We start from the raw sequence: 20,040 nt of genomic DNA on the forward strand, positions 1-20,040 counted from the left end.
CCGGCCCCGCCGAACACCGTGTCGGCCCCCGCGCCGCCCGACAGCCGGTCGTCGCCCTCGCCGCCCCAGATCCGGTCCGACCCGGCGTCGCCGAAGACGTCGTCCGCACCCGAGCCGCCGAGCAGCAGGTCGTCGCCCGCCCCGCCGGCCACGATGTCGGCGTCCGACCCGGCATGGACGATGTCCGAGCCCTCGCCGCCCGACACCACGTCCGACCCGCCATGCGTCACCACCGCGTCGTCGCCAGCCAAGGCCTGCACGTGGTCGTCGTCGCACGATCCCGTCAGCGCGTCCGCACTGGCGGTGCCGAGCGAAGCCACCTGGTGGTGGGCATCGTCGACCGGGTCGCTGACCGGAGGCGTGTCGCCTCCGGTGTCGTCGTTCTGGTCGTCCCCGGGCGGAGGCACGGTATCGCCACCGGTCGCGCCGTCGTCGGCGGGCGGCGTCGACCCGTCGTCCACCGGCGGCGTGACGCCCCCGTCCGCAGGCGGGCCGGCCACGATCGTTGGCGTGCCCGACGACCGGTAGGTGATCGAGTGCGTGCCATTGCTGAGCGTCGTCGATCCATCGGCGTTCTGGTGTGACGTGTAGTCCGCAGGCGTCGTCCCCGCGGCGAGCTCGATGACATCCTGCGGCCGCAGCTGGCCGACGATGACGTCATTGCCGCCGTTCGACTTGAAGACGATCCGGTGGGCGGAGGTCAGGTCCGAGATATCGATGGAGTCTCCGACGGGGGAGCCGTCGATCGTGATCGTGTTCAGCAGCAGGCTGGTGGCGGCGAAGTTGCCCACGATCCGGATCTGGTCCTCCGACAGGACGCCGGGGTTCTGGTTCTGGAACTGCCCGGGATTGGTGATGTCCCGGCTCAGGATGCTCAGCTCCTCGATCTCCGTCAGGCGGGCGACCAGTTCGATCGCGCCCGTCGGCAGACCGGTGAACAGGCTCAGCGCCTGGCGGGTGATGACGATCTCCGCACCGTTCGCCGTGATGCCGGTCGGCAGGGTGACTGTCGGATCGTTCGCGGCGTAGATCGTGAAGCGTTCCCGGCCGATCGAACCGCTGACCGTGAAGCGGTCGCCCGCGCCCCCCTCTGTGCCTCCGTTCACGGTGTCCGAGCCGTCGCCGACGGCCCAGGTGATGGTGTCGTCGCCGCCGCCGGACGCGATGCTGTCGTTGCCGCCTCCGCCTGCGATCTGGTCGTTGCCGTTCGAGCCGGTCACCGTGTCGGTGCCGCCGCGCGTGTTGACGGCGAGTTGCTCGACGCCCGTCACGCTCGCCGGGCCCGCGGGGACGCCGTTGATGGTCACGCCGGAGGGCCCGAACGCGAAGACTTCGCCGGCATCGCTGCCGGTGATGCTCAGCGTGTCGGTGCCTGCTCCGCCGTCCACGGTGTCGTCGCCGTCACCGGCCGCCCAGACGATGGTGTCGTTGCCGCCACCGGCGAAGATCACGTCGTTGCCGCCGTTGCCGGTCAGCGTGTTGGCCGACGCGTCTCCGACCAGCAGGTCGCGGCCGCTGCCGCCCGAGCCGTTCGTGACGAGATTATAGATGGTCGTATTGGCATCGACCTGCTCGATGTTGACGAGCGTGTCCGTGCCCTGCGCGCCCGTTGTGTCGACGCTGGTCACCGTGTTCCCGTTGCGCGAGAACGTGAAGTTCGCCATCGCGCCGCCGAGAACGGCCACGTCGGCGCCGCCGGTGTTCTGATTGCCGCCATCCAGTGCGTCGTTGCCGGCGCCACCTGTCAACCGGTCGTTGCCCGTGCCACCCCACAGGGAGTCAGCGCCGTCATTGCCGTCGAGGACGTCGTTGCCTGCGAGACCGATGACGATGTTGGGGAGCGACGAGCCGGTGATCGTGTCGATACTGGCCGTCCCGACCAGTGCCGTTTCCGGGGAGACGAGCGTGTCGCCGGCATGGGCCACCACGCGATACTCCACGGCGGGGCTGGCTGCCGGCGGCGTGTAGGTCTGGCCTTTCTCGCCGTCGACGTCCACCCACCCGCCGTTGGCGTATCGCTGCCACTGGTAGGTTGGGGTCGGCGACCAGGGCTGCTGGTTCGACACGACCGCGCGCAACTGCCCGTTCGGCTGGCCGCCCGCCGGCTGCGGCACGATGTGCACGACCGCCGCCTGCGAGATGTCGAAGTCGCGGTCCTGGAAGTGCAGCATCTCGACGCCGGCGACGATGTCGACGCCGTCGGAGGCCGGCCTCTGGGCGGACCCGTTGTCGGTGATCTTCAGCACCGGCGAACCGTCGCCGAGAACGCCGATCTGCTGGAACGTGTACTCCCGCCAGTTGCCGGAGAACACGGCCGTGTCGCGGTCGGCGGCGGTGCCGCCGTCGCCGAGCACGTAGTCCTTGAAGAGCTCGGTCTTGAGCATCTCCGTGAAGTGCTTCTCCAGCGCCCCGCCCGTCTGGTCGATGAGGCCGTTGGTCTGGATCAGCCCGACGGCACGGTGCGTGGCGCCGTCGACGGTGTTCGTGTAGGGGCCGGCATAGGAGCCGACGATGTCGGCCAGCTTCATCGAGCTGCCGATCAGCAGGTCGTTGCCGCCGCCGCCCTCGAGTCGGTCGTCGCCGGACCCGCCGACGAGCCAGTTGGTCGCCGCGTCGCCGATCGCCGTGTCGCCGTTCATCGTGCCGACGAAGCCTTCCATCTGGGTCCAGGCCGGGAAGGGCGTGGTGCCGTCGATGGCCGTCAGCGGGTTGTTCTGGGTCGAGAAGTCGGCGAGCACGCCCTTGGCCGCCGGCTGCCAGTCGGTGAACTCGATGATGTCGAAGCCCGTGTCGGTCTGGCCGTCGCCGCCCAGCACCTCGTCCGGTCCGCCCCCCATCGCCTGGGAGATCGCGCCAGGGCGCAGGATGTCGTCGCCGTCGCCGCCCTCCAGGATGTCCTGGTCCTCGTCGCCGGCAATGACGTCATCGCCGCCGTCGCCATAGAGAAGGTCGCCGCTGTCACCGCCCGACACGCTGTCGTTGCCGTCGCCGGCGCGGGTGAAGGGATCGGTGTCGCCCTCGCCGTAGATCACGTCGTCACCGGCACCCGCCGAGATCTTGTCGATGCCGACGCCGCCATGGATGGTGTCGTTGCCGGAACCGCCGATCAACTGGTCCATGCCCGCCATGGCCGTGCCCGACGAGTCGCCGAAGATCAGGTCGTCACCGTCGCCGCCGTCGGTCAGTTCGGGGGCATCGCCGCCATAGAGCGTGTCGTTGCCGTCGCCGCCGTACATCCGGTCGATGCCGTTTCCGCCGTAGGCGACGTCGTTGCCCTCCTCGAGATAGATCGTGTCGTCGCCGTCGCCGGCATAGACCACGTCGTCGAAGCGGGTGGCGACGATGACCTCGGCCGACGCCGCGCCGGAGTCCGGGGTTCCATCGAGGTTCTCGCCCGTCAGGTGCCCCGTGGCACCGAGGTCCGGCCGCATGTCGAGGATGTAGTCGTGACCGTTGATGGTCACCTTCTCGCCATTGTGGGCCGTGGAGGCGCCGCCGGTGCTGAAGATGCCGAGCTGCAGGCTGTCGACGATGTCGCCGTAGGCGTGCCCGTCCCGGACTGCGGCGCCGGCCAGGCCGGCACCCTTGCCGAAGTCGTAGTACTGGTCGGCATAGGCGAAGACGCTGCCGTTGAGGTGCGTGACGCCGGTGTTGCGCTCGACGATGTCCTTGAACTGCTCGTTGTTCACCTCCTCGGCGAACTGCTGGCCGAACAGCCGGTAGAGGTAATAGAAGCGGTCGCCATTCATCAGCCCGTTGATCTGGTTGACGAACACGACGTTGAACGTCTCGCCCAACAGTCCTCCGAGGACGTGCTGCTCGGCGAGGCCGCCCAGCCACGCGTCGATCTTGTCGTAACCCTTGTCTGCCCCGTTCATGAAGTTGAACGCGTCGGAATAGGGGGTCGTGCTCGGCAGGCCCTCGTAGGCGTCGAGCACGTCCTGCGCCTTGGCCACGTCACCGCCGAACGAGTAGGCGGCGATGAAGTTGACCAGGTTCTCCGGGTGGATCATATGGGTCCCGAAGTCGGCCCAGCTCGTGTAGGTGGCGAGGCCGAGGCCGGCGCGGAACTCGTTCAGCGTCGGGATGCCGATGTCGCGGCCGCGGGCGATGTTGATCGCCGCGAGATCGAGGGGCTGGCCGAGCAGGCCCTGGTTGAGCGCCGGCGTGACGAACTCGTCGATCTCGTTCATCTGCTGGTGCGTCATGCCCAGCGCGATGTCGCCAGGGCCGACGGCGGCGAACTGGGCCGGGTTCAGGAACGCCTGCTTCAGGGCGTAGCTGACGATCTGGCCGGTCAGCCCCTGGTTGGCGTCGATCGTGTCGATCGTCTCGCGCAGGGTCGAGTGGCCGAAGCGGAAGGCGACCTGTGCGTATTCGAGCGTGACGGTGGGGTCCACGCTGCTGCTGTAGCCGACGAACTCCGGAATGTCGGGCGTCACGGTGCGGGCGTACTGGTCGACCGCGACGTGCTGGTATTCCATCTCCACGATGAGTTTCGTGGCGTTGAACAGCTTGTCCTGGTCCCACGCGAGCGGGGTCGTCGCGGCGGTCGCGACGTCGGCGCCGGGCACAAGCCAGGCCTTGAGAACGGAGTGGTCGTAGGCCTGCCCGTGCAGGGTGGCGTCGGCCTGGGCCTTCGCGTCCTGGTCGAGCACGGACTTCATCACGTTCTCGACCTGGTAGTTGTGCTCCTCGTGGAACACGTGATGCACGGCGGTGAGGCCGAAGTTCTCGTTCACGCGCCCGTCGCCGGCGATGTAGTGGTCGCCGACCGAGGCCATCAGGATCTCGCCGACCGCCGCGCGAACGGACGCCGCGAGCGTCGGGTCGGTGCCGGGGGGCGGCGACATGATCGAGAAGTCGGCGAAGTTGACGAGGCCGTAGAGCGCGAAGGCGCCGGTGAAGACGGTCTGTCCGTTGACCGGCGCGTTGAGGGTCAGCGTCAGGCCGCCCTCGCCGACGGAGTACGTCCCCATGGCGCCCGGCATGGCATTCAGGACGCCGATGGCGTTCGCGACGGCCTGTGAGCCCATGTGCGTCGCGTCGAAGCGCGGGTTCATGTCGAGGATGAGCGCGTGGCCGGAGTTTCCGGCGGCCGCACCCGTGGCGACATCGCCCGTCACCATGTCGCGGTTGCGCAGGTTGCCGATATCCTCCCAGGTCAGGTCGTCACGACCCGTCTCGACGAGGTGCGCCCGAAGCTCGTTGAGGGTCGGCAGGGTCTGCGTGACCTGCTCGGTGACACCCGTCAGCGGGTTGGTGCGATCCCACGTCTTCGTCAGGGTGTCGCCGTCGAACATGCGGGCGCCGGCATGGTAGGTGCCGGTCGAATCCAGCACCCACTCGCGCAGGATGGAGGTGATCTGGGCGTTGGAGCCGTAGGTCTGGCTCTGGTCGATGAAGGGCGACGTGTGGTTGACGTAGGCCGGATCGCTGTTCGGGTCCGTGGTCGGCTCCACCGTGGCGCGGGTGATCACCATGCTGGTGACCGGGCGGCCGTCGGGGCCCGGCGTGCCGTAAAGCGGATCGCTCGGAGCGAGGGCGATGGTGATCGTCTGCCCGCTCGCCTTGCCGATGAAGTCGAGGCCGTGGTCGAAGAACTGGCCGAAGATCGCGAACCAGCCGTTGACCGGCGACACGCCCGGGTTCTGGGCGCCGATGAAGAATTCCGGATTGTCGGGGTTCTGCTTGTCCTGCTGACCGAGGCTGCCCAGCAGACCCCAGTCGGTCACGGACGCGACGCCGTTGGCGTCGTAGGCGATGTGCTGGTTCGCGTCCTTCGCGAACGTCACGCCGCCGGTGGTGGTCGTCAGGCTGATCATCCGGGGCGTGCCGTCCACCACGTCATGGAGCACGGCGTCGTAGATCGGCTGGCCACTGGCATCGACCGTGCCGCGGGGCGCGAAGGTCACCGTGTAGTTCGCGCCCGGGGTCGTGACGTAGTTGTCCCAGTTCGCCGCGATCGTGCGCAGGAACTCCTGGTCCACCGCGCCCCAGGTGGCGTTCACCTGGAACAGGTTGTTGTTCAGCCCTGACACGTCGCGGAGGCCCTGCGCCGCGTTGGGCTGCGCGTAGGACTGGCCGTAGGTCACGATGGCCTGATCGATCTGGGCTTGGGACTTGCCCGCCGGATTGAACAGCAACGTGTGCTTGGCGTCGTAGATCGCCGTAGTGCCGTCCCACGAGAAGACCAGGTTGCCCGTTGAGTCGAACAGCGGGCGGAAATTGACCTGTTCCAGGATGAACTGCAGGTCCGCAAGGTTGAGGACGAACGGCTTGAGGTACGCCATGGCGAAGCTCCGTTGCGCTGGTCGAGCGACGCGAGGCAAGCCTTGGCCGTTCGCGCAGAGGCACGGCGGCGCACCTGCACGGGGGACGATTACGGACCTGACTGACGTCGGAGCCGGTTGCGGCTCTGATGCGACCTTTGTCTCCGACCTTGCGGAGGGTCACAAGTTTAACGATTAATTTACCCGGATTAGTTGTGAGCTCATTAAGCGAGATAGAAATTCGATTTCGAGAATAAAATCGGTAATAAAGGATCATACTGATAAGTATATAGAACGCATAAAGAGTTTATAAATTATCAGACCATGGTCCTAATCTGTCTCAGAACAAAAGCAAAAGCCGTTCAGTGGGATAGTATCAGGCTGTGTTGTGTCGACGTTCGATCTTTCGACTGCATGAAATTCATGTCGCGCAGGGTCTTGACGGGTCGGCAGGCGGGACCGTTCCAACGGGCATCGAGCTCCTGTTCAGCGCGATTGCCATGACACGAGGCCGGCGCTCGCAATGGGTCGGAGCGTGGATGGCTGCCGCGTTCAGACGTTGGTCGGACGTCCGAATTCGGCCGATCCGGTTCATGACCTGCCGGAGCCGGGTCTGGCGTCGCGGCGACCGAATGTCGTAGGGTCGCCACGGGAAGATCCCGTCGAGGGCATCGAGGGCGCAGGGGTGACAGGGCAGCTCGCGCATCTGGGACTTCTCGGCCCGCTCCTGCTGGTTCCGCTCGCGGCCCTGTCGCAGACGCCGCCACTGCCGCCGCCGCGGCCCGCCGAACTGGGTGGCCGCCCGTCCGAGCCGACGCCGCTACCGCCTGCTGATGGCGCTCTTGGCGAACTGCCCTCCAGCGAGCGGGCCTGCCGGGCGCGGCTGTCGGAGAAAGGTGTCACTTTCGAACCCGCTCCTCCGATCAGCGAGGGGGCCTGCGGCGCCCCCCACCCGGTGCGGCTCATCGGTCTGCCGGGGGGCGTCACGGTCGGCGCGCTGGCGCCGATGACCTGCGTCCTCGCCGAGGCGCTGGCCGAATGGAGCGCAAGCGGCGTCGCTCCCGCGGCGCGCGAGCGGCTCGGCAGAACGCTCTCCGCCATCCAGATCGGCACCACCTATGAGTGCCGCGGGCAGAACCGCAACCCGTCCGCGAAGCTCAGCGAGCATGCCTTCGCGAACGGCGCGGACATTGCGGGGTTCGCATTCGGCGGTGGACATGGCGTTCCCGTGGCTGCCTCCTCGCAAGGCGAAGCCGAGGGGGCTTTCCTCGCGGACGTTCGTGCCGCGGCCTGCAGGGTCTTCGACACGGTGCTGGGGCCCGGCGCCGAGGGGCACGCCGATCACATGCACGTCGACATGCGCGCGCGACCGGGCCGCTACCGGATCTGCGAATGACGGGGGCGCGCTCGAGCCGCGAACGCCAGAGCCGAAGGCTACCGCTGCCGCTCCTGCGCTGGTACGGCTCGTGACTGAAGCCGAGGCGCGGCATTGGCCGGTCTGTCCACCCGAGAAGGATCATCCCTCATGAGCGACACCGTTGAGTTCTCGTTCGAGGAGCTCTCGGGCCGGGAGCGCTACAAGCTGCTGATCGGCACGGTCGTGCCGCGTCCCATCGCCCTCGTGACGACGGTGAATCTGGCTGGACGCGCCAACGCGGCGCCGTTCAGCTTCTTCAACTGCCTGTCGGCCGATCCGGCCATCGTCGCGCTGGGCGTGGAGTTCCGTTCCGACGGCCGCTCCAAGGACACCGGCCGCAACGTGCGCGACACCGGCGCCTTCACGGTCAACATCGTCAGTGACGCGATCATGGATGCGATGAACGTCTGCGCCGTCGCATTCGACGAGACGGTCGACGAGTTGGCGGAGGCGGGCCTAACGGCGCGGCCAGGGCGCAGGGTGCCATCGCCCTGGATCGCCGAAGCGCCGGCGGCCCTGGAGTGCAGGCTTCACAGTTTCCTCTCGATCGGCCGGACCCGGGAAATCATCCTGGGCGAGGTCATCCATGCCCACTACCGGCGCGGCGTCGTCGATCCCGGCAACCTGCACGTCGATCCGAAGGCCCTCGACGCCATTGGCCGGATGGGCGGGCACGGCTATGCCGACACCCGGGGCTACTTCGACCTGCCGACGATGTCCCCGGCGGACTATGCCGCGGGACGACGCCCGCGTCGCGGGTGAGCCGCATCCGCCCCCAGCCTGAACGGCAGCGCGCGCCGCGCGGGGTGCCTATTGAATAGGCAACGACTCGGCAACCAAAGAGAAGAAAACATTCCGGTAAGCGCGTCTGTCCTCGCCCTGCCGAGATAGCCTCAAGCTCCGCTTAAGCAACCGCGTCCGCATACTCCGATCAAGAAGACGCGCGGCATCAGCCGCGAACAAGACGGAGACGGGCCCGAAATGTTCATCGCCACTCTCGCCAGAGGGACAAGTGTTTCCGCCACGATGGCCGGAGCCCTTCTGGTCACCGCCGCAACGATCACGACCGCTTCGGCCGACGAATGGGTCGTCACCCGCGTGTCGGGCGGTGCCTTTGCCCGCACCAGCGACGCAGGCCAGTTCGCGCTGCGCGTGGGCATGGTGCTGCCGTCCAGCGCCAGCGTCGGCACCACCGAGGGCGGCCGCGCGATGCTCCAGCGGGGAGCAGGCAGCCTCGTGGTCTCGCCGGGGACGGTGATCCAGTTGTGGGACCCCCGTCCTGGAGAGACGACGGTGATCCAGCACAAGGGCCGGATCGAGGTCGAGGTCGAGAAGCGCAGTGCTCCCTACTTCAACGTCGAGACCACGATGATTTCGGCCGTGGTGAAGGGCACCCGGTTCACCGTCTCCAGCACCGCGCGTGCGAGTACCGTCCAGGTGTCGCGCGGCGTCGTCAACGTCACCGAAAGGTCGACCGGCCGGACGGTGGACCTCACGGCCGGTCATTCCGCGTCGACCCGCGGGACGCTGGGGCTCGGCGTAGCGGGCTCGGGTCCCCTGCCTTCGATCGGGGTCGTGGCGCCTCCCGCTCTCTCGCCCATCGTCGCCGCAGCGCTTCCCGGGGTGGCTGCCGCTAGTTCGGATTCCGCCGCGCGTTCCGGAAACGCCGGCGGCGCTGTGGGAACCGGCGGCGGAAACAGCCCGAGTTCCGGCGGTGGAAGCGCTGGCGGCGGTGGCGGAGGCGGCGGCGGTGGTGCCGGGGGAGGCGGAGCTGGCAGCGGCGGCGGCGGTCCGGGCGGCGGCGGTGGCGGAGGCGGCGGAGGTGGTGCCGGAGGAGGCGGAGCTGGCGGCGGCGGTCCGGGCGGTGGCGGAGGCGGCGGAGGTGGTGCCGGGGGAGGCGGAACTGGCGGCGGTGGCGGCGGAGCCGGCGCCGGGGGTGGAGGCGCTGGAGCAGGTGCCGGCGGCGGGGCACCCGGCGGCTGACGAGTGCAGCCCGCGGCCCGAAGCCGACGGCCGTCAATGACCCAGATCTCCAAGGGTGCCGCTTTTCGGGATCGAGCCAGCCTCATCCCGATCGTCGGCGTCATCCTCGCCTTCGTCGCGATCACTTTCGCCGACTTCTCCGGCGCCCTCCGCGGCGTTGCGACGGCGATCGGCGATCTGCGCTTCGGGATGGTCGCGCGCGAACCGACCGGCCACGTCGTCTTCGTGGACATCGACCAGGCCAGCATTTCAGCGGTCGGGGTCTGGCCTTGGCCGCGTCAGGTTCACGCGCAAATCCTCGATCGCCTGCGCGAGGCGGGCGTCGCCGAAGTCGCCATGGACGTGGACTTCAGCTCGCGCGCCGACGAAGCGGGCGACGCGGCGTTCGAGGCGGCTCTCGAGCGCTTCGGCGGGTCGGTCGTCCTTGCAAGCTTCAGGCAGGCTGCCAGCGGACAAGACCGTTCGCTTTCGCTGGTGGCACCGCTGGAGCGATTCCAGGCGCACGCCTGGCCGGCTCTGGTGGACGTGATCGTGGACCCCGATGGCGCCATCCGCACGATGATGTTCGGCGGCGGCGTCGGCGACACGGTCCTGCCCGGACTGGCGCCGGTCATGGCCGGCAAGGCTTACCCTCTGTCCGGCGGCTTTCTCCTCGACTTCTCCATCTGGCATGACCGGATCGACCGCGTCTCCGCGCGTGCGCTTCTGGAGGGATCGATCGATCCGCAGCGGCTCGCCGGCAAGAAGGTGATCGTCGGCGCATCGGCGTCGTCGCTCCGCGATCTGTTCCTCGCACCGGTGAGCACGGCGATGCCCGGAGCCCTCCTCCAGGCCGTGGGTCTCGAGACCTTGCTGCAGGACCGCGTGCTGGTGCCGTCGGAGCGTGCGCTGGTCCATGCCGGGCTTGTGGTGCTGCTGGCGGCGGGCCTCCTCGCGCTGCGGGCGGTCGGCTTCGCGACGGTCTTTCTCGGCTCCGCCCTTGCCGCGGTGGTGATCGAGGCGATGGCGGTCCTTCTCCAGGCGCGGACGGCCGTCGCTCTCGACACCGCCCCCTGGCACCTCGCCTGCCTCGCCGTGGCGAGCATCGCCGTGGCGAACGAGATTCGCCGGCGGCGTGTGTTGTGGCTGTCGGCGAGGAGGGGGAAGCGCCGGGCGCAGGCCATCCTCGACCGCGTGGTCGCCGACAGCGTGGCCGGCGTGGTGGTCGCCGAGCGGGACGGAACCGTGATCGCCATCAGCCGCTCCGCTCTGAAGCTGCTGGCGTTGCCTCACGAGACGGCGGCGCTGGGACGTCCGCTCGTGTCCATCCTGCCGGCCTGCCTAACGGGCGAAGCCACCTTCGGGCCGGACGATCCGCCCGGTTCGACCCGCCAGGGCGTGGCCTGCGACGAACCGGACCACACCCGTCCACGGCGGATTCTCGCCTACACGACCTCCCTCTCGGAGGCGGTCGAGACAGAGGGCGGCGCGCCGATCAAGGCCGTCTGCGTGACGTTCAGCGACGTGACCGACGCCGTCACCGCGCAGCAGAAGATCGAGCGGCTCGCCCACTTCGACCCCCTGACGGGCCTGCCCAACCGGCAGAGCTTCCTGGAGCGGCTGGAGCAGGATGCGGCGCGCCCGACACCGTCGCGGGCAGTGATCCGGCTCGACCTCGACACGTTCCGGCGCATCAACGAGGAACTGGGGCAGCGCAAGGCGGACGAAATCCTGCGTGCCGTCGCCCAGCGGGTCGTCTCCGCGGCGGGCCCATCCGCCTTCGCCGCTCGCACGGGTGGCGACGAGTTCTCCGTGATCGTGTCCGATGGCGACAGCCTCGACCTCGCATGCCGGATCGCGAACGAGCTCTCCGTTCCGTTCGACATCGACGGCGTTCGGATCGTGCTCTCGGCGAGCGTCGGGCACTCTGCATGGCCTGACGGCGTCTGCCAGGACGAGATCCTGACCCGTGTTGGCCTGGCCCTGGCGGAAGCAAAGGCTTTCGGCGGCACGGCGCTTCGGGACTACTCGGACATGATGGCGGCGGCCCGACGCGAGCGGGACGCGCTCGCCCGCGACCTCGCGGGCGCGCTGTTGAGAAGCGAGTTCCAGGTGGCGTACCAGCCACAGGTTGAACTCAGGACGGGCAGGCCCTGCGGCGTGGAGGCGCTCTTGCGGTGGAGCCACCCGGACAGGGGTGCCGTACCGCCGTCGCGGTTCGTCCCCGTGCTGGAGGAGGAGGGCCTGATCCTCGCCGTGGGCGAGTGGGTGCTGCGCCAAGCCTGCCGCGACGCCGTGGACCTGCCCGGCGACATCACGGTCGCGGTGAACGTCGCGCCGGCCCAACTGGCCACGGGCGACTTCTCGGGCACGGTGGAGAAGGTGCTGGCGGAGACCGGGCTCGAACCGGCCCGGCTGCATCTCGAGATCACGGAGGGAACCTTCGTGCGCGACGAGAAGGTGGTTGGGCAGGAACTCGAGAGGCTGTCCACCCTTGGCGTCGGCCTCGCGCTCGATGACTTCGGCACCGGCTACTGTTCGCTGGCCTACATCAAGCGCTTCCCGATCAAGGTCGTGAAGCTCGACAAGTCGTTCATTCGCGACCTCCCGGCCGATGCCCATTCGGTGGCGATCGTGCAGGCCGTCGCGGCCATTGCCGATGCGCTCGACCTCGAGGTCGTCGCGGAAGGCATCGAGACGCAGGAGCAGCGGGCCGCCGCCAGCCTTCTCGGCTGCCACGTGGGGCAGGGCTGGCTGTTCGGCAGACCCGGCCTCCTGCCGACGGTGCAGCCGCTCCTGGAATGGCCCGCGTCGACGACGTCAGGCGGGACCCTCGACCGGGCGTCGGCCTGACGCACGATCCACCCCCCCTGTCGCGCCTGGATGGTCAGGCCCGCGGGCGGCGAGGGTGCCGAGGGCTGTCATCGGTCCAGCGCCCGGACGCTGCTCGGAGGCGGCGTCTCATTCGATCAGCGTGAGCGTGCAACGCCTCGAGGCGCGCTACGCGAACGGGTGGTGAAAACGCCGGATCGTCCGCGGAGAGTGTCCCCTTTCGCGCGTGAGAGCGTGCGAAAGGGTCTCGGCGTGTCCGTAGCCGACGGACTTTGCAATCCGGTCCACGGTCCAGTCCGTGGTGGCCAGAAGCCTCTCCGCGGTGTCGAGGCGGAGCGCGATCAGATGGGAGCCCGCCGAGGTGCCGTGCCGCGATCGGTGGGCGGCGCGAAAGGCGCTTTCCGACAGCCCTGCCTGAGCCGCGACGTCGGTCAGGCTCCGGATCCGGTCGAGCCTTTCCTCCGCGAGCCGCCATGCCCGGTCGATCCGATCCTCTGCGGCAGGAATGCCTGGTGGCGCCTCGAAGCCGTCGAGGACTGCCGCGACGAGCCGTTGGCGGCGGGCGAGGTCCGCCCCTTCCCGTGCAAGCCTCAGGGACAGGACGATCATCGCCTGCAGCGCCAGCGCCTCCGCGGGTCGGGGGCGAAGGGGCAGGCGGCCCGCCACGCAGGCATCCGATCGGAAATGACAGATCGATGCTTCTGCGTGCGCCGTCAGGGTGTCCCCGGCGAAGGGCGTGCCGGCGAACAGGAGGATACCATCCGGTGCCGCGAGCGTGACGGGAGCCGCTAGGCCGTCGACAAGGAGCTCGATGCGTCCCTCGTGGACCCACAAAAGGTCATGGTGCGACCAGACGGCGGGTCCGATCCGGAAACGCCGGTCAAAGCGGCCCGTGTCCTGACGCAGGATGACGATGTCGTCCGGCCTGACCTGCATGGGATCGTTCGCCGATCGGATTTCCCATGCTCCCACCGATCATCTCCCTCGCGCAAGCCGCGGACCGGCGACTAGGCTTCGAAGAACGTCGGGAACGGCCGACGGGGAAATGAAATAGCCGGGGAGGAAGAGGATGTCCGAAGGCGGTGAGAAGCGTCTGCGCGAGGCCTTCGACAGGGATGGGTTCGTCTCCGTAGACCCGCTCTTCGACGGCCCCCGGATGGACGCGATCAATGCCGAGGTCGACAGGATTCTCGCGCACGTCGTCCCGACGATGCCGCCCGAGCGCGTGTACTACGAGGACAAGGGCGACCGCTCCACGGTCAAGCAACTGCAGAAGCTGTTCGAGTACAGCGGCCTGTTCCACGAGATGATGTTCGACGGGGCTATCCGCAGGATCGCGGAGACGGTGCTGGACGACGACGTCGTGCCGATGAACATGCAGTTCTTCAACAAGCCTCCCGGCATCGGTCAGGCGACGCCGCCGCACCAGGACGGCTACTACTTCCACCTGACGCCGGCGCAGGCCGTGACGGGATGGCTCGCGCTGGAACCCGTCGACGACGAGAACGGCTGCATCCACTACGTCCGCGGCTCGCACCGGGAGGAGGGCTTCCGGCCGCACGGGTTCTCAGGCGTGCTCGGGTTCTCGCAGGGCATGACCGACTTCGGGACCGAGGCGGACAAGGCAGCAACGGTAGCCTGCCCCGGGCAGCCCGGAACCTTCCTGATGCATCATGCGAGGACGATCCACTGGGCGGGCCCGAACCGGTCGGCGACGCGATCGCGCCGCGCGCTCGGCTTCATCTACTACGGGGCGCGTGCGAAGCTCGACGTCGCGGCGAAGGAGGCCTACCAGCGCCGCCTCGACGAACGCCTGAAATCGGAAGGAAAGATCTGATTTCCGCGGCATCGCGACGGTGGGGAGGAAGTCTTGAAGACATTGCGCGGCAACTGGGCGACGCTGCTCCTGCCGATCCGTCCGGACGGTTCGATCGACTTCGGCGCGCTGGAGGAGGAGATCGACATCCTGGCCGCCGCGAAGGTGGACGGCGTCTACTCCAACGGTACAGCCGGCGAACTGCACAACCAGACGGAGGAGGAGTGGCGGCGGATCCAGGAGACGCTGGTGCGCCGCTGCGAGGCCGCGGGTACACGGTACGTCATCGGCGCCTGCAGCCCCGACCCGGCGGTCACGTTGGCGAGGGTAAGGGAGGCGGCCGCACTCTCTCCCCACGGCATCCAGGTCGTCCTGCCGGACTGGTGGCCGGTGACCGATGCCGAGGCAGCCGACTTCCTCGCGATGGTCGAGGAGGTGGCATGCGGCGTGCCGCTGGTGCTCTACAATCCGCCCCACGCGAAGCGCGTGCTGGCGCCCGCCGAGATCGCAAACGCCACGGCCGCGGCGCCCAGCGTCGTCGCCGTGAAGCTGGCTGACGGGGATGCCGGCTGGTACGCGGAGGCTCGCGCGCACCTCGCCCATCTCTCCTTGTTCGTGCCGGGACACCATCTGGCGACCGGCGTCGCGGAGGGAGTGGCCGCCGGTGCCTTCTCCAACGTCGCGTGCCTGAGCCCGCGCGGCGCGCAGCGGTGGACGGACGGCATGGCGTCCGACCTGCCCGGGGCCCTCGCGATCGAGACGCGGCTTCGGGCCTTCATGGACGAGCACATCGCGCCCTTCCGTCGGGACCACGGCTTCGGCAACCCGGCGCTCGACAAGCTTCTTGCCGCCATCGGCGGCTGGGGTCCGGTTGGCACGCGGCTGCGACGCCCCTACCGCTGGATCCCGGAGTCGGAGGCGGTGCGCCTGAGGCCGGTCGCCCGGGACATGTTGCCCGAGCTCTTCGACTGATCACAGCCGCAGGCAGGCGGCCGTATGCGCCGGGCCGACCTCCAGGGCCGGCGGCACCGTCTTGGCACACTCCGGGGTCGCGACGGGACACCGGGTCCGGAAGACGCAACCGGAGGGCGGTGAAAGCGGGCTCGGGATGTCACCGCGCAGGACCACCCGCTCACGTCGGCCTCCCGTCGTCACGGAAGGCACGGCGGAGAGGAGGGCCTTGGTGTAGGGATGTCGCGGGTTGCCGTAGATCGCTTCGCTGGGCCCGGCCTCCATGACCCTTCCGAGGTAGAGGACCACGACCGTGTCGGCGAGGAACTCGACGACCGAGAGGTCGTGGGAGATGAGCAGCATCGTCATCCCATTGCGCGTCTGCAGATCGCGCAGCAGGTTGACGATCTGCGCCTGGATGGACACGTCCAGCGCCGACACGGGCTCGTCCGCGACGATGAACTCCGGCTGCATCGCGAGCGCCCGGGCAATGCCGATCCGCTGGCGCTGGCCGCCGGAGAACTCGTGCGGATAGCGGGCCAGCGCCTCCATCGGCAGTTCGACCGCTTCGAGCGCCAGTGCCGCTTGCCGAAGCCTGTCGTCGTGCGTGCCCTCGCCCTGGATGGAGAGGCCCTCCGTCAGGATCTCCGCCACCGTCATGCGGGGTGACAGGCTCGCGTAGGGATCCTGGAAGATGTACTGCATCCGCCGTCGCCAGGGTCGCATCGCGGCCTCGGGCAGTGCGGCGATGTCGGTGCCGTCGTAGATCACGCGGCCCGCGCTGGGCTCGATCAGCCGGAGCAGCGTGCGGCCGACCGTGGTCTTGCCCGACCCCGATTCGCCGACGAGGCCGACGACCTTGCCCCGCCCCACCGTGAAGCTGACGTCGTCGACCGCCCTCACGACGGCCGGACGGCGGAGGAAGCCGCCACCACCGAACAGCCGGGTGAGTCCCTTCACCTCGATGAGGGTGTCCCCGGTGCTCATGCCGCGTCCCACCGGTGGCACCGCACCGCGTGTCCCTGATGCACCACGACCGCTTCGGGGCGCTGCTTGCGGCACAGGTCGATCGCCAGCGGGCAGCGGCCGGCGAAGGCGCAACCGGCGGGAAGGCTGCGCAGCGAGGGCACCTGCCCCGGAATGGCGGCGAGGCGTCCGCCGGAGCGGCGCAGCGCCAGCGCCTCGCCCGGCATCGGCACGGAGCGCAGGAGGCCCCGCGTGTAGGGGTGGCGAGGAGTCCCGAACACCTCGGCGACCGGCCCCTGCTCGACGATCCGCCCGGCATACATGACCGCGACGCGGTGCGCGGTCTCCGCCACCACCCCCAGATTGTGGGTGACGAACAGGATGCCCATCCCCATGTCGCGCTGAAGGTCGGCGAGCAGTTCGACGATCTGGGCCTGCACGGTGACGTCCAGTGCCGTCGTGGGCTCGTCGGCGATGAGGAGTTCCGGGCGGCAGACCAGCGCCATGGCGATCATCGCGCGCTGGCGCATTCCTCCCGACAACTGGTGCGGGTAAGCAGACAGTCGGCTCGCGGGCGAGGGGATGCCCACGGCGTCGAGCATGGCGATGGCCCGCTCCCGTGCCTCTCCTCGCGCGCAGCGTCCATGGACCAGCAGCGGCTCGGTGATCTGGTCGCCGATGGTGAGCACGGGGTTCAGGCTCGTCATCGGTTCCTGGAACACCATGCCGATGCGGGCCCCGCGGACCATCCGCATGCCTTCGTCGTCCAGCGTCGCCAGATCGACGCTGGCTCCTCTTGAATCCGAGAGGACGATCCGCCCCGCTCCGATCCGTGCCCCGCGGGGCAGCAGCCGCAGGATCGAGAGGGCGGTGACTGACTTGCCGGAACCCGACTCGCCGACGAGAGCGACTGTCTCGCCCGCATTCACGCTCAGGTCGATGCCGTCGACGGGCGCGACCTCGCCGTCGCGCACCGGAATCACGGTGCGAAGGCCTTCGACGCCGAGCAGGGGCGGACGAATCGTCATGCGCGGTCAGACGAGCCCGACGCGCTTGAGGACCGCCTCGACGCAGCGTGCCTCGTCGTCGTTCAGGGTGCGCTGCGGGCGGGCCATGACGTTGGTGGAGATGATCCCCAGTCGCCGCATCGCGGTCTTGAAGCCGCCCACTCCGGACGATCCGGCACTGGTCCGGGCCGCCCCGCAGCGGATGATCTCGAAGAGCTGGCACAGCCTGTCCTGCTCGGCGCGCGCCGCCGTCCAGTCACCGCGCCGCGCCGCCTCGTAGAGGCGGACATAGCCATGCGGGTCCACATTGCCGAGGCCCGGTACGATGCCGTGCGCGCCGGCCAGCAGGATGCCGTCGCAGGTCAGCTCCGCGCCGGTCATCAGGAAGATCTCGGGGCAATCGGCGAGGTCGGAGACGAGGTACCGGAAATTCCCCTCGTCGCCGCTGGAATCCTTCACCCCCGCAATGGTCCCCTCTCGCGCGAGCGTCCCGATCGTGCCGCGATCGAGCTTGATGTGCACGCACACCGGGATGTCGTAGGCGATCACCGGCAGGTCGACCCCGTCGCGAACGTAGCGGAAGTGGTCCAGCGTCTCGGCCTGGTTCGTCCGTGTGTAGAACGGTGCGGTGACGACCACGGCATCGGCTCCGGCGGCCTTCGCGGCACGGGCATGGCCGATGACGCGGTCTGTGGTGGGATCGATCACGCCGGCCAGGATCGGCAGTCGCCCGGCGTTCACCTTCACCGCGTGATCGAGGATCGCGCGCCGCGTTGCCTCGTCGTGGAAGATGACCTCGCTCGTCGACCCCAGCACGAAGAGGCCGTGGCAGCCCGCTTCGATGAGGTTCTCCAGAACGCGGGTGAAGGAGGGGTAGTCCACGGTGTAGTCCGCGTTGAGCGGCGTGACGACGGGGGGGACGATGCCGTGGAAGCGGTCGGGAAGGGGCATGGCTTGAGGTCCTTGGGTCTGTCAGCCGAGGTCTGAACGGGGATCGAAGGCGTCGCGAAGACCGTCGCCGACGAGGTTGGTGGCGAGCACCGCGAGGACGAGCGCCGCGCCCGGCGTCATCCACTGCCAGGGGAACTGCTCGAGGACGAGCACGCTGCGCGCGGAGTTGAGCATGTTGCCCCAGCTCGCGTCCGGGGGCGGGACGCCGAGGCCCAGGAACGAGAGCCCCGCCTCGAGCAGGACCGCATTGGCGATTTGCAGCGTGGCGTAGACGACGAGGACGTCCAGCGTGTTGGGCAGCCCGTGCCGGAGCATCAGGTGCCACGTTCCCGCGCCCATGTTGCGGGATGCGAGCACGAAGTCGCGCTCGCGCAGTTCGAGCAGCCGGGCACGCACGAGCCGCGCGAGGATGGGCCATGAAAGCAGCGCGATGACGAGGATCGTCGGGCCGATGCCCGGTCCCGTGATCGAGGCGAGCACCAGCAGCAGGATGATGGGCGGCAGCGTCATGGCAAGGTCGACGACGCGCATGATCGCCGCGTCGGCCCAGCGCCCTCCGAATGCGGCGAGCGCGCCGAGGAGAAACCCCGCCACGAGCGACAGCGAGACGGCGCCCACCGCCACCAGGAGGGAGATGCGGCCGCCCTCGAGCAATCTCGCGAACACGTCGCGGCCGACGCCGTCCGTGCCGAGCCAGTGCCGGGGCCCCGGAGGCTTGTTGAGAGCGAGGAGGTCGATGGCGTTCGGGGAGAGGCCGAGCAGCGGCGGCGCCAGCAGGATCGTTCCCACGAGCGCCACCAGCATCACGAGCCCGGCCATGGCGGCACCGTTGCCGGCGAAGCGGCGCAGCGCCCGGCCGGTCGGGCTCTCGCGGAAGGCAGGCCGAAGGGTCCGGATGTCGGTCGTCATGCGATCTTGATCCGTGGATCGACGGCCGCATACGCGATGTCGGTGAGGATGTTTGCGGCTAGCACGCAGGCCCCCACGACGAGCGTCGCGGCCATGATCACCGGATAGTCGCGTGCTTCCACCGCACTGATCAGCAGCAGTCCCATCCCCGGCCAGTTGAAGACACTCTCGATGAAGATCGCGCCGCCCACTGCGCTGCCCAGCGTCGAGCCGATCAGCGTCACGACCGGAAGCAGCGCGTTGCGGACCGCGTGTTTCACGACCACCCAGAACTCGCGCACGCCCTTCGATCGCGCGGTGCGGACGTAGTCCTGGTTCAGGACCTCCAGGAGCGACGCGCGCATGTAGCGCATGATGAGCGCCGCGTGCCCGATGGAGAGCAGCAGCGCGGGCAGGACGAGGTGGCGCAGGAGGTCGCCGGCCGTCGGCGGCAGGCCCGGGGTGCGCATGCCTCCGGACGGGGCCCAGCGCAAGGTGACGGAGAACAGGAACAACCCGACCAGCGCGGTCAGGAAGGCCGGGCTCGAGATCCCGATGAACGCCGGCAGGGAGAGCAAGTGGTCGATCCACCGCCCGCGGTGGACCGCGCAGACGATGCCGGCTGCGATTCCGACGACGATGGCGACCAGAAGCCCTGAACCCATCAGCAGGAGCGTCGCCCCGATGCGATCGCGCAGCAGGCGCGCGATCGGCTCGTGGTTGCGTTGCAGGGAATAGCCGAGGTCCCCGGAGAGCACCTGCTTCAGCCACACGACGTACTGCATGGGAATGGGCTGGTCGAGGCCGAGGCGCGCCCGCGTTGCCGCGAGTTCCGTCGGCGTGAGCGGGACCGACGGGTCGAGGTAGGCATCCACGGGATCGCCCGGAGCCAGTCTCAGCAGCAGGAAGACCAGCATGCTGAGCGCAAGCAGCATGACGACGCCCATGGCGACGCGCCGCAGGATGTAGGTGCCCATG

Annotated in this window: 14 protein-coding genes and 1 pseudogene; 7 read left to right on the plus strand and 8 right to left on the minus strand. The window is 68.9% G+C overall.

Annotated features, from left to right (window positions below):
- Window positions 1–6,293: peroxidase family protein (locus tag ACX9GQ_RS24435; protein WP_459632225.1), on the minus strand; the 6,293-nt coding region annotated here is incomplete at its 3' end.
- Window positions 6,294–6,957: 664 nt separating this feature from the next.
- On the opposite strand from ACX9GQ_RS24435, the gene ACX9GQ_RS24440 reads away from it, so the two are divergent.
- The 3 genes and pseudogenes from ACX9GQ_RS24440 to ACX9GQ_RS24450 all read left to right on the plus strand — a co-directional run.
- Window positions 6,958–7,668: an extensin-like domain-containing protein gene (locus ACX9GQ_RS24440; protein ID WP_459632226.1), complete on the plus strand. Its 711-nt coding sequence runs from the start codon at window positions 6,958–6,960 to the stop codon at window positions 7,666–7,668.
- A gap of 129 nt (window positions 7,669–7,797) precedes the next feature.
- Window positions 7,798–8,451, plus strand: coding sequence for a flavin reductase family protein (locus ACX9GQ_RS24445; protein ID WP_459632227.1), 654 nt, complete (start codon window positions 7,798–7,800; stop codon window positions 8,449–8,451).
- A gap of 447 nt (window positions 8,452–8,898) precedes the next feature.
- Window positions 8,899–9,084, plus strand: a pseudogene (locus ACX9GQ_RS24450) (hypothetical protein); the annotation flags it as partial.
- Here ACX9GQ_RS24450 and ACX9GQ_RS24455 read toward each other — a convergent pair.
- Window positions 9,036–9,185, minus strand: a complete 150-nt coding sequence (locus ACX9GQ_RS24455; RefSeq protein WP_459632243.1) for a hypothetical protein — start codon at window positions 9,183–9,185, stop codon at window positions 9,036–9,038. The pseudogene ACX9GQ_RS24450 and the gene ACX9GQ_RS24455 overlap by 49 nt on opposite strands.
- Window positions 9,186–9,403: 218 nt before the next feature.
- On the opposite strand from ACX9GQ_RS24455, the gene ACX9GQ_RS24460 reads away from it, so the two are divergent.
- A complete protein-coding gene (locus ACX9GQ_RS24460; RefSeq protein ID WP_459632244.1) occupies window positions 9,404–9,712 on the plus strand; it encodes a hypothetical protein in 309 nt (102 codons plus the stop codon).
- On the plus strand, window positions 9,709–12,504 hold the full coding sequence (locus tag ACX9GQ_RS24465; protein ID WP_459632228.1) for an EAL domain-containing protein: 2,796 nt from the start codon (window positions 9,709–9,711) through the stop codon (window positions 12,502–12,504). The genes ACX9GQ_RS24460 and ACX9GQ_RS24465 overlap by 4 nt, the downstream gene beginning before the upstream one ends.
- Window positions 12,505–12,651: 147 nt before the next feature.
- On the opposite strand, the gene ACX9GQ_RS24470 is transcribed toward ACX9GQ_RS24465, so the two are convergent.
- Window positions 12,652–13,419, minus strand: a complete 768-nt coding sequence (locus ACX9GQ_RS24470) for a helix-turn-helix domain-containing protein (RefSeq protein ID WP_459632229.1) — start codon at window positions 13,417–13,419, stop codon at window positions 12,652–12,654.
- 133 nt (window positions 13,420–13,552) lie between these two features.
- Between ACX9GQ_RS24470 and ACX9GQ_RS24475 the strand changes: the two genes are divergently transcribed.
- Complete coding sequence (locus ACX9GQ_RS24475; RefSeq protein WP_459632230.1) at window positions 13,553–14,320, plus strand: phytanoyl-CoA dioxygenase family protein; 768 nt, start codon at window positions 13,553–13,555, stop codon at window positions 14,318–14,320.
- Between the two features lie 33 nt (window positions 14,321–14,353).
- Window positions 14,354–15,271, plus strand: coding sequence for a dihydrodipicolinate synthase family protein (locus ACX9GQ_RS24480; RefSeq protein ID WP_459632231.1), 918 nt, complete (start codon window positions 14,354–14,356; stop codon window positions 15,269–15,271).
- Here the strand turns inward: ACX9GQ_RS24480 and ACX9GQ_RS24485 are convergent, their stop codons facing one another.
- From ACX9GQ_RS24485 to ACX9GQ_RS24505, 5 genes are read right to left on the minus strand one after another with little or no spacing between them, the layout of a single operon-like run.
- A complete protein-coding gene (locus ACX9GQ_RS24485; protein WP_459632232.1) occupies window positions 15,272–16,237 on the minus strand; it encodes an ABC transporter ATP-binding protein in 966 nt (321 codons plus the stop codon).
- Window positions 16,234–17,244: an ABC transporter ATP-binding protein gene (locus ACX9GQ_RS24490; RefSeq protein WP_459632233.1), complete on the minus strand. Its 1,011-nt coding sequence runs from the start codon at window positions 17,242–17,244 to the stop codon at window positions 16,234–16,236. Before ACX9GQ_RS24490 ends, ACX9GQ_RS24485 begins: the two co-directional genes overlap by 4 nt.
- A gap of 6 nt (window positions 17,245–17,250) precedes the next feature.
- Entirely contained in the window at window positions 17,251–18,174 is a 924-nt protein-coding gene (locus ACX9GQ_RS24495) for a dihydrodipicolinate synthase family protein (RefSeq protein WP_459632234.1), read from the minus strand.
- Between the two features lie 21 nt (window positions 18,175–18,195).
- Entirely contained in the window at window positions 18,196–19,083 is an 888-nt protein-coding gene (locus ACX9GQ_RS24500) for an ABC transporter permease (RefSeq protein ID WP_459632235.1), read from the minus strand.
- Complete coding sequence (locus tag ACX9GQ_RS24505; protein ID WP_459632236.1) at window positions 19,080–20,039, minus strand: ABC transporter permease; 960 nt, start codon at window positions 20,037–20,039, stop codon at window positions 19,080–19,082. The genes ACX9GQ_RS24500 and ACX9GQ_RS24505 overlap by 4 nt, the downstream gene beginning before the upstream one ends.
- Between the last annotated feature and the right edge of the window lies 1 nt (window position 20,040).

It is taken from the genome of Alsobacter sp. R-9, from assembly GCF_054612375.1.

Bases quoted from the DNA above. Each gene is read 5' to 3' on its own strand.
- ACX9GQ_RS24445 (WP_459632227.1), top strand. From the start codon at position 7,798: ATGAGCGACACCGTTGAGTTCTCGTTCGAGGAGCTCTCGGGCCGGGAG.
- ACX9GQ_RS24465 (WP_459632228.1), top strand. From the start codon at position 9,709: ATGACCCAGATCTCCAAGGGTGCCGCTTTTCGGGATCGAGCCAGCCTC.
- ACX9GQ_RS24470 (WP_459632229.1), bottom strand. From the start codon at position 13,419: ATGCAGGTCAGGCCGGACGACATCGTCATCCTGCGTCAGGACACGGGC.
- ACX9GQ_RS24475 (WP_459632230.1), top strand. From the start codon at position 13,553: ATGTCCGAAGGCGGTGAGAAGCGTCTGCGCGAGGCCTTCGACAGGGAT.
- ACX9GQ_RS24485 (WP_459632232.1), bottom strand. From the start codon at position 16,237: ATGAGCACCGGGGACACCCTCATCGAGGTGAAGGGACTCACCCGGCTG.
- ACX9GQ_RS24490 (WP_459632233.1), bottom strand. From the start codon at position 17,244: ATGACGATTCGTCCGCCCCTGCTCGGCGTCGAAGGCCTTCGCACCGTG.
- ACX9GQ_RS24495 (WP_459632234.1), bottom strand. From the start codon at position 18,174: ATGCCCCTTCCCGACCGCTTCCACGGCATCGTCCCCCCCGTCGTCACG.
- ACX9GQ_RS24500 (WP_459632235.1), bottom strand. From the start codon at position 19,083: ATGACGACCGACATCCGGACCCTTCGGCCTGCCTTCCGCGAGAGCCCG.
- ACX9GQ_RS24505 (WP_459632236.1), bottom strand. From the start codon at position 20,039: ATGGGCACCTACATCCTGCGGCGCGTCGCCATGGGCGTCGTCATGCTG.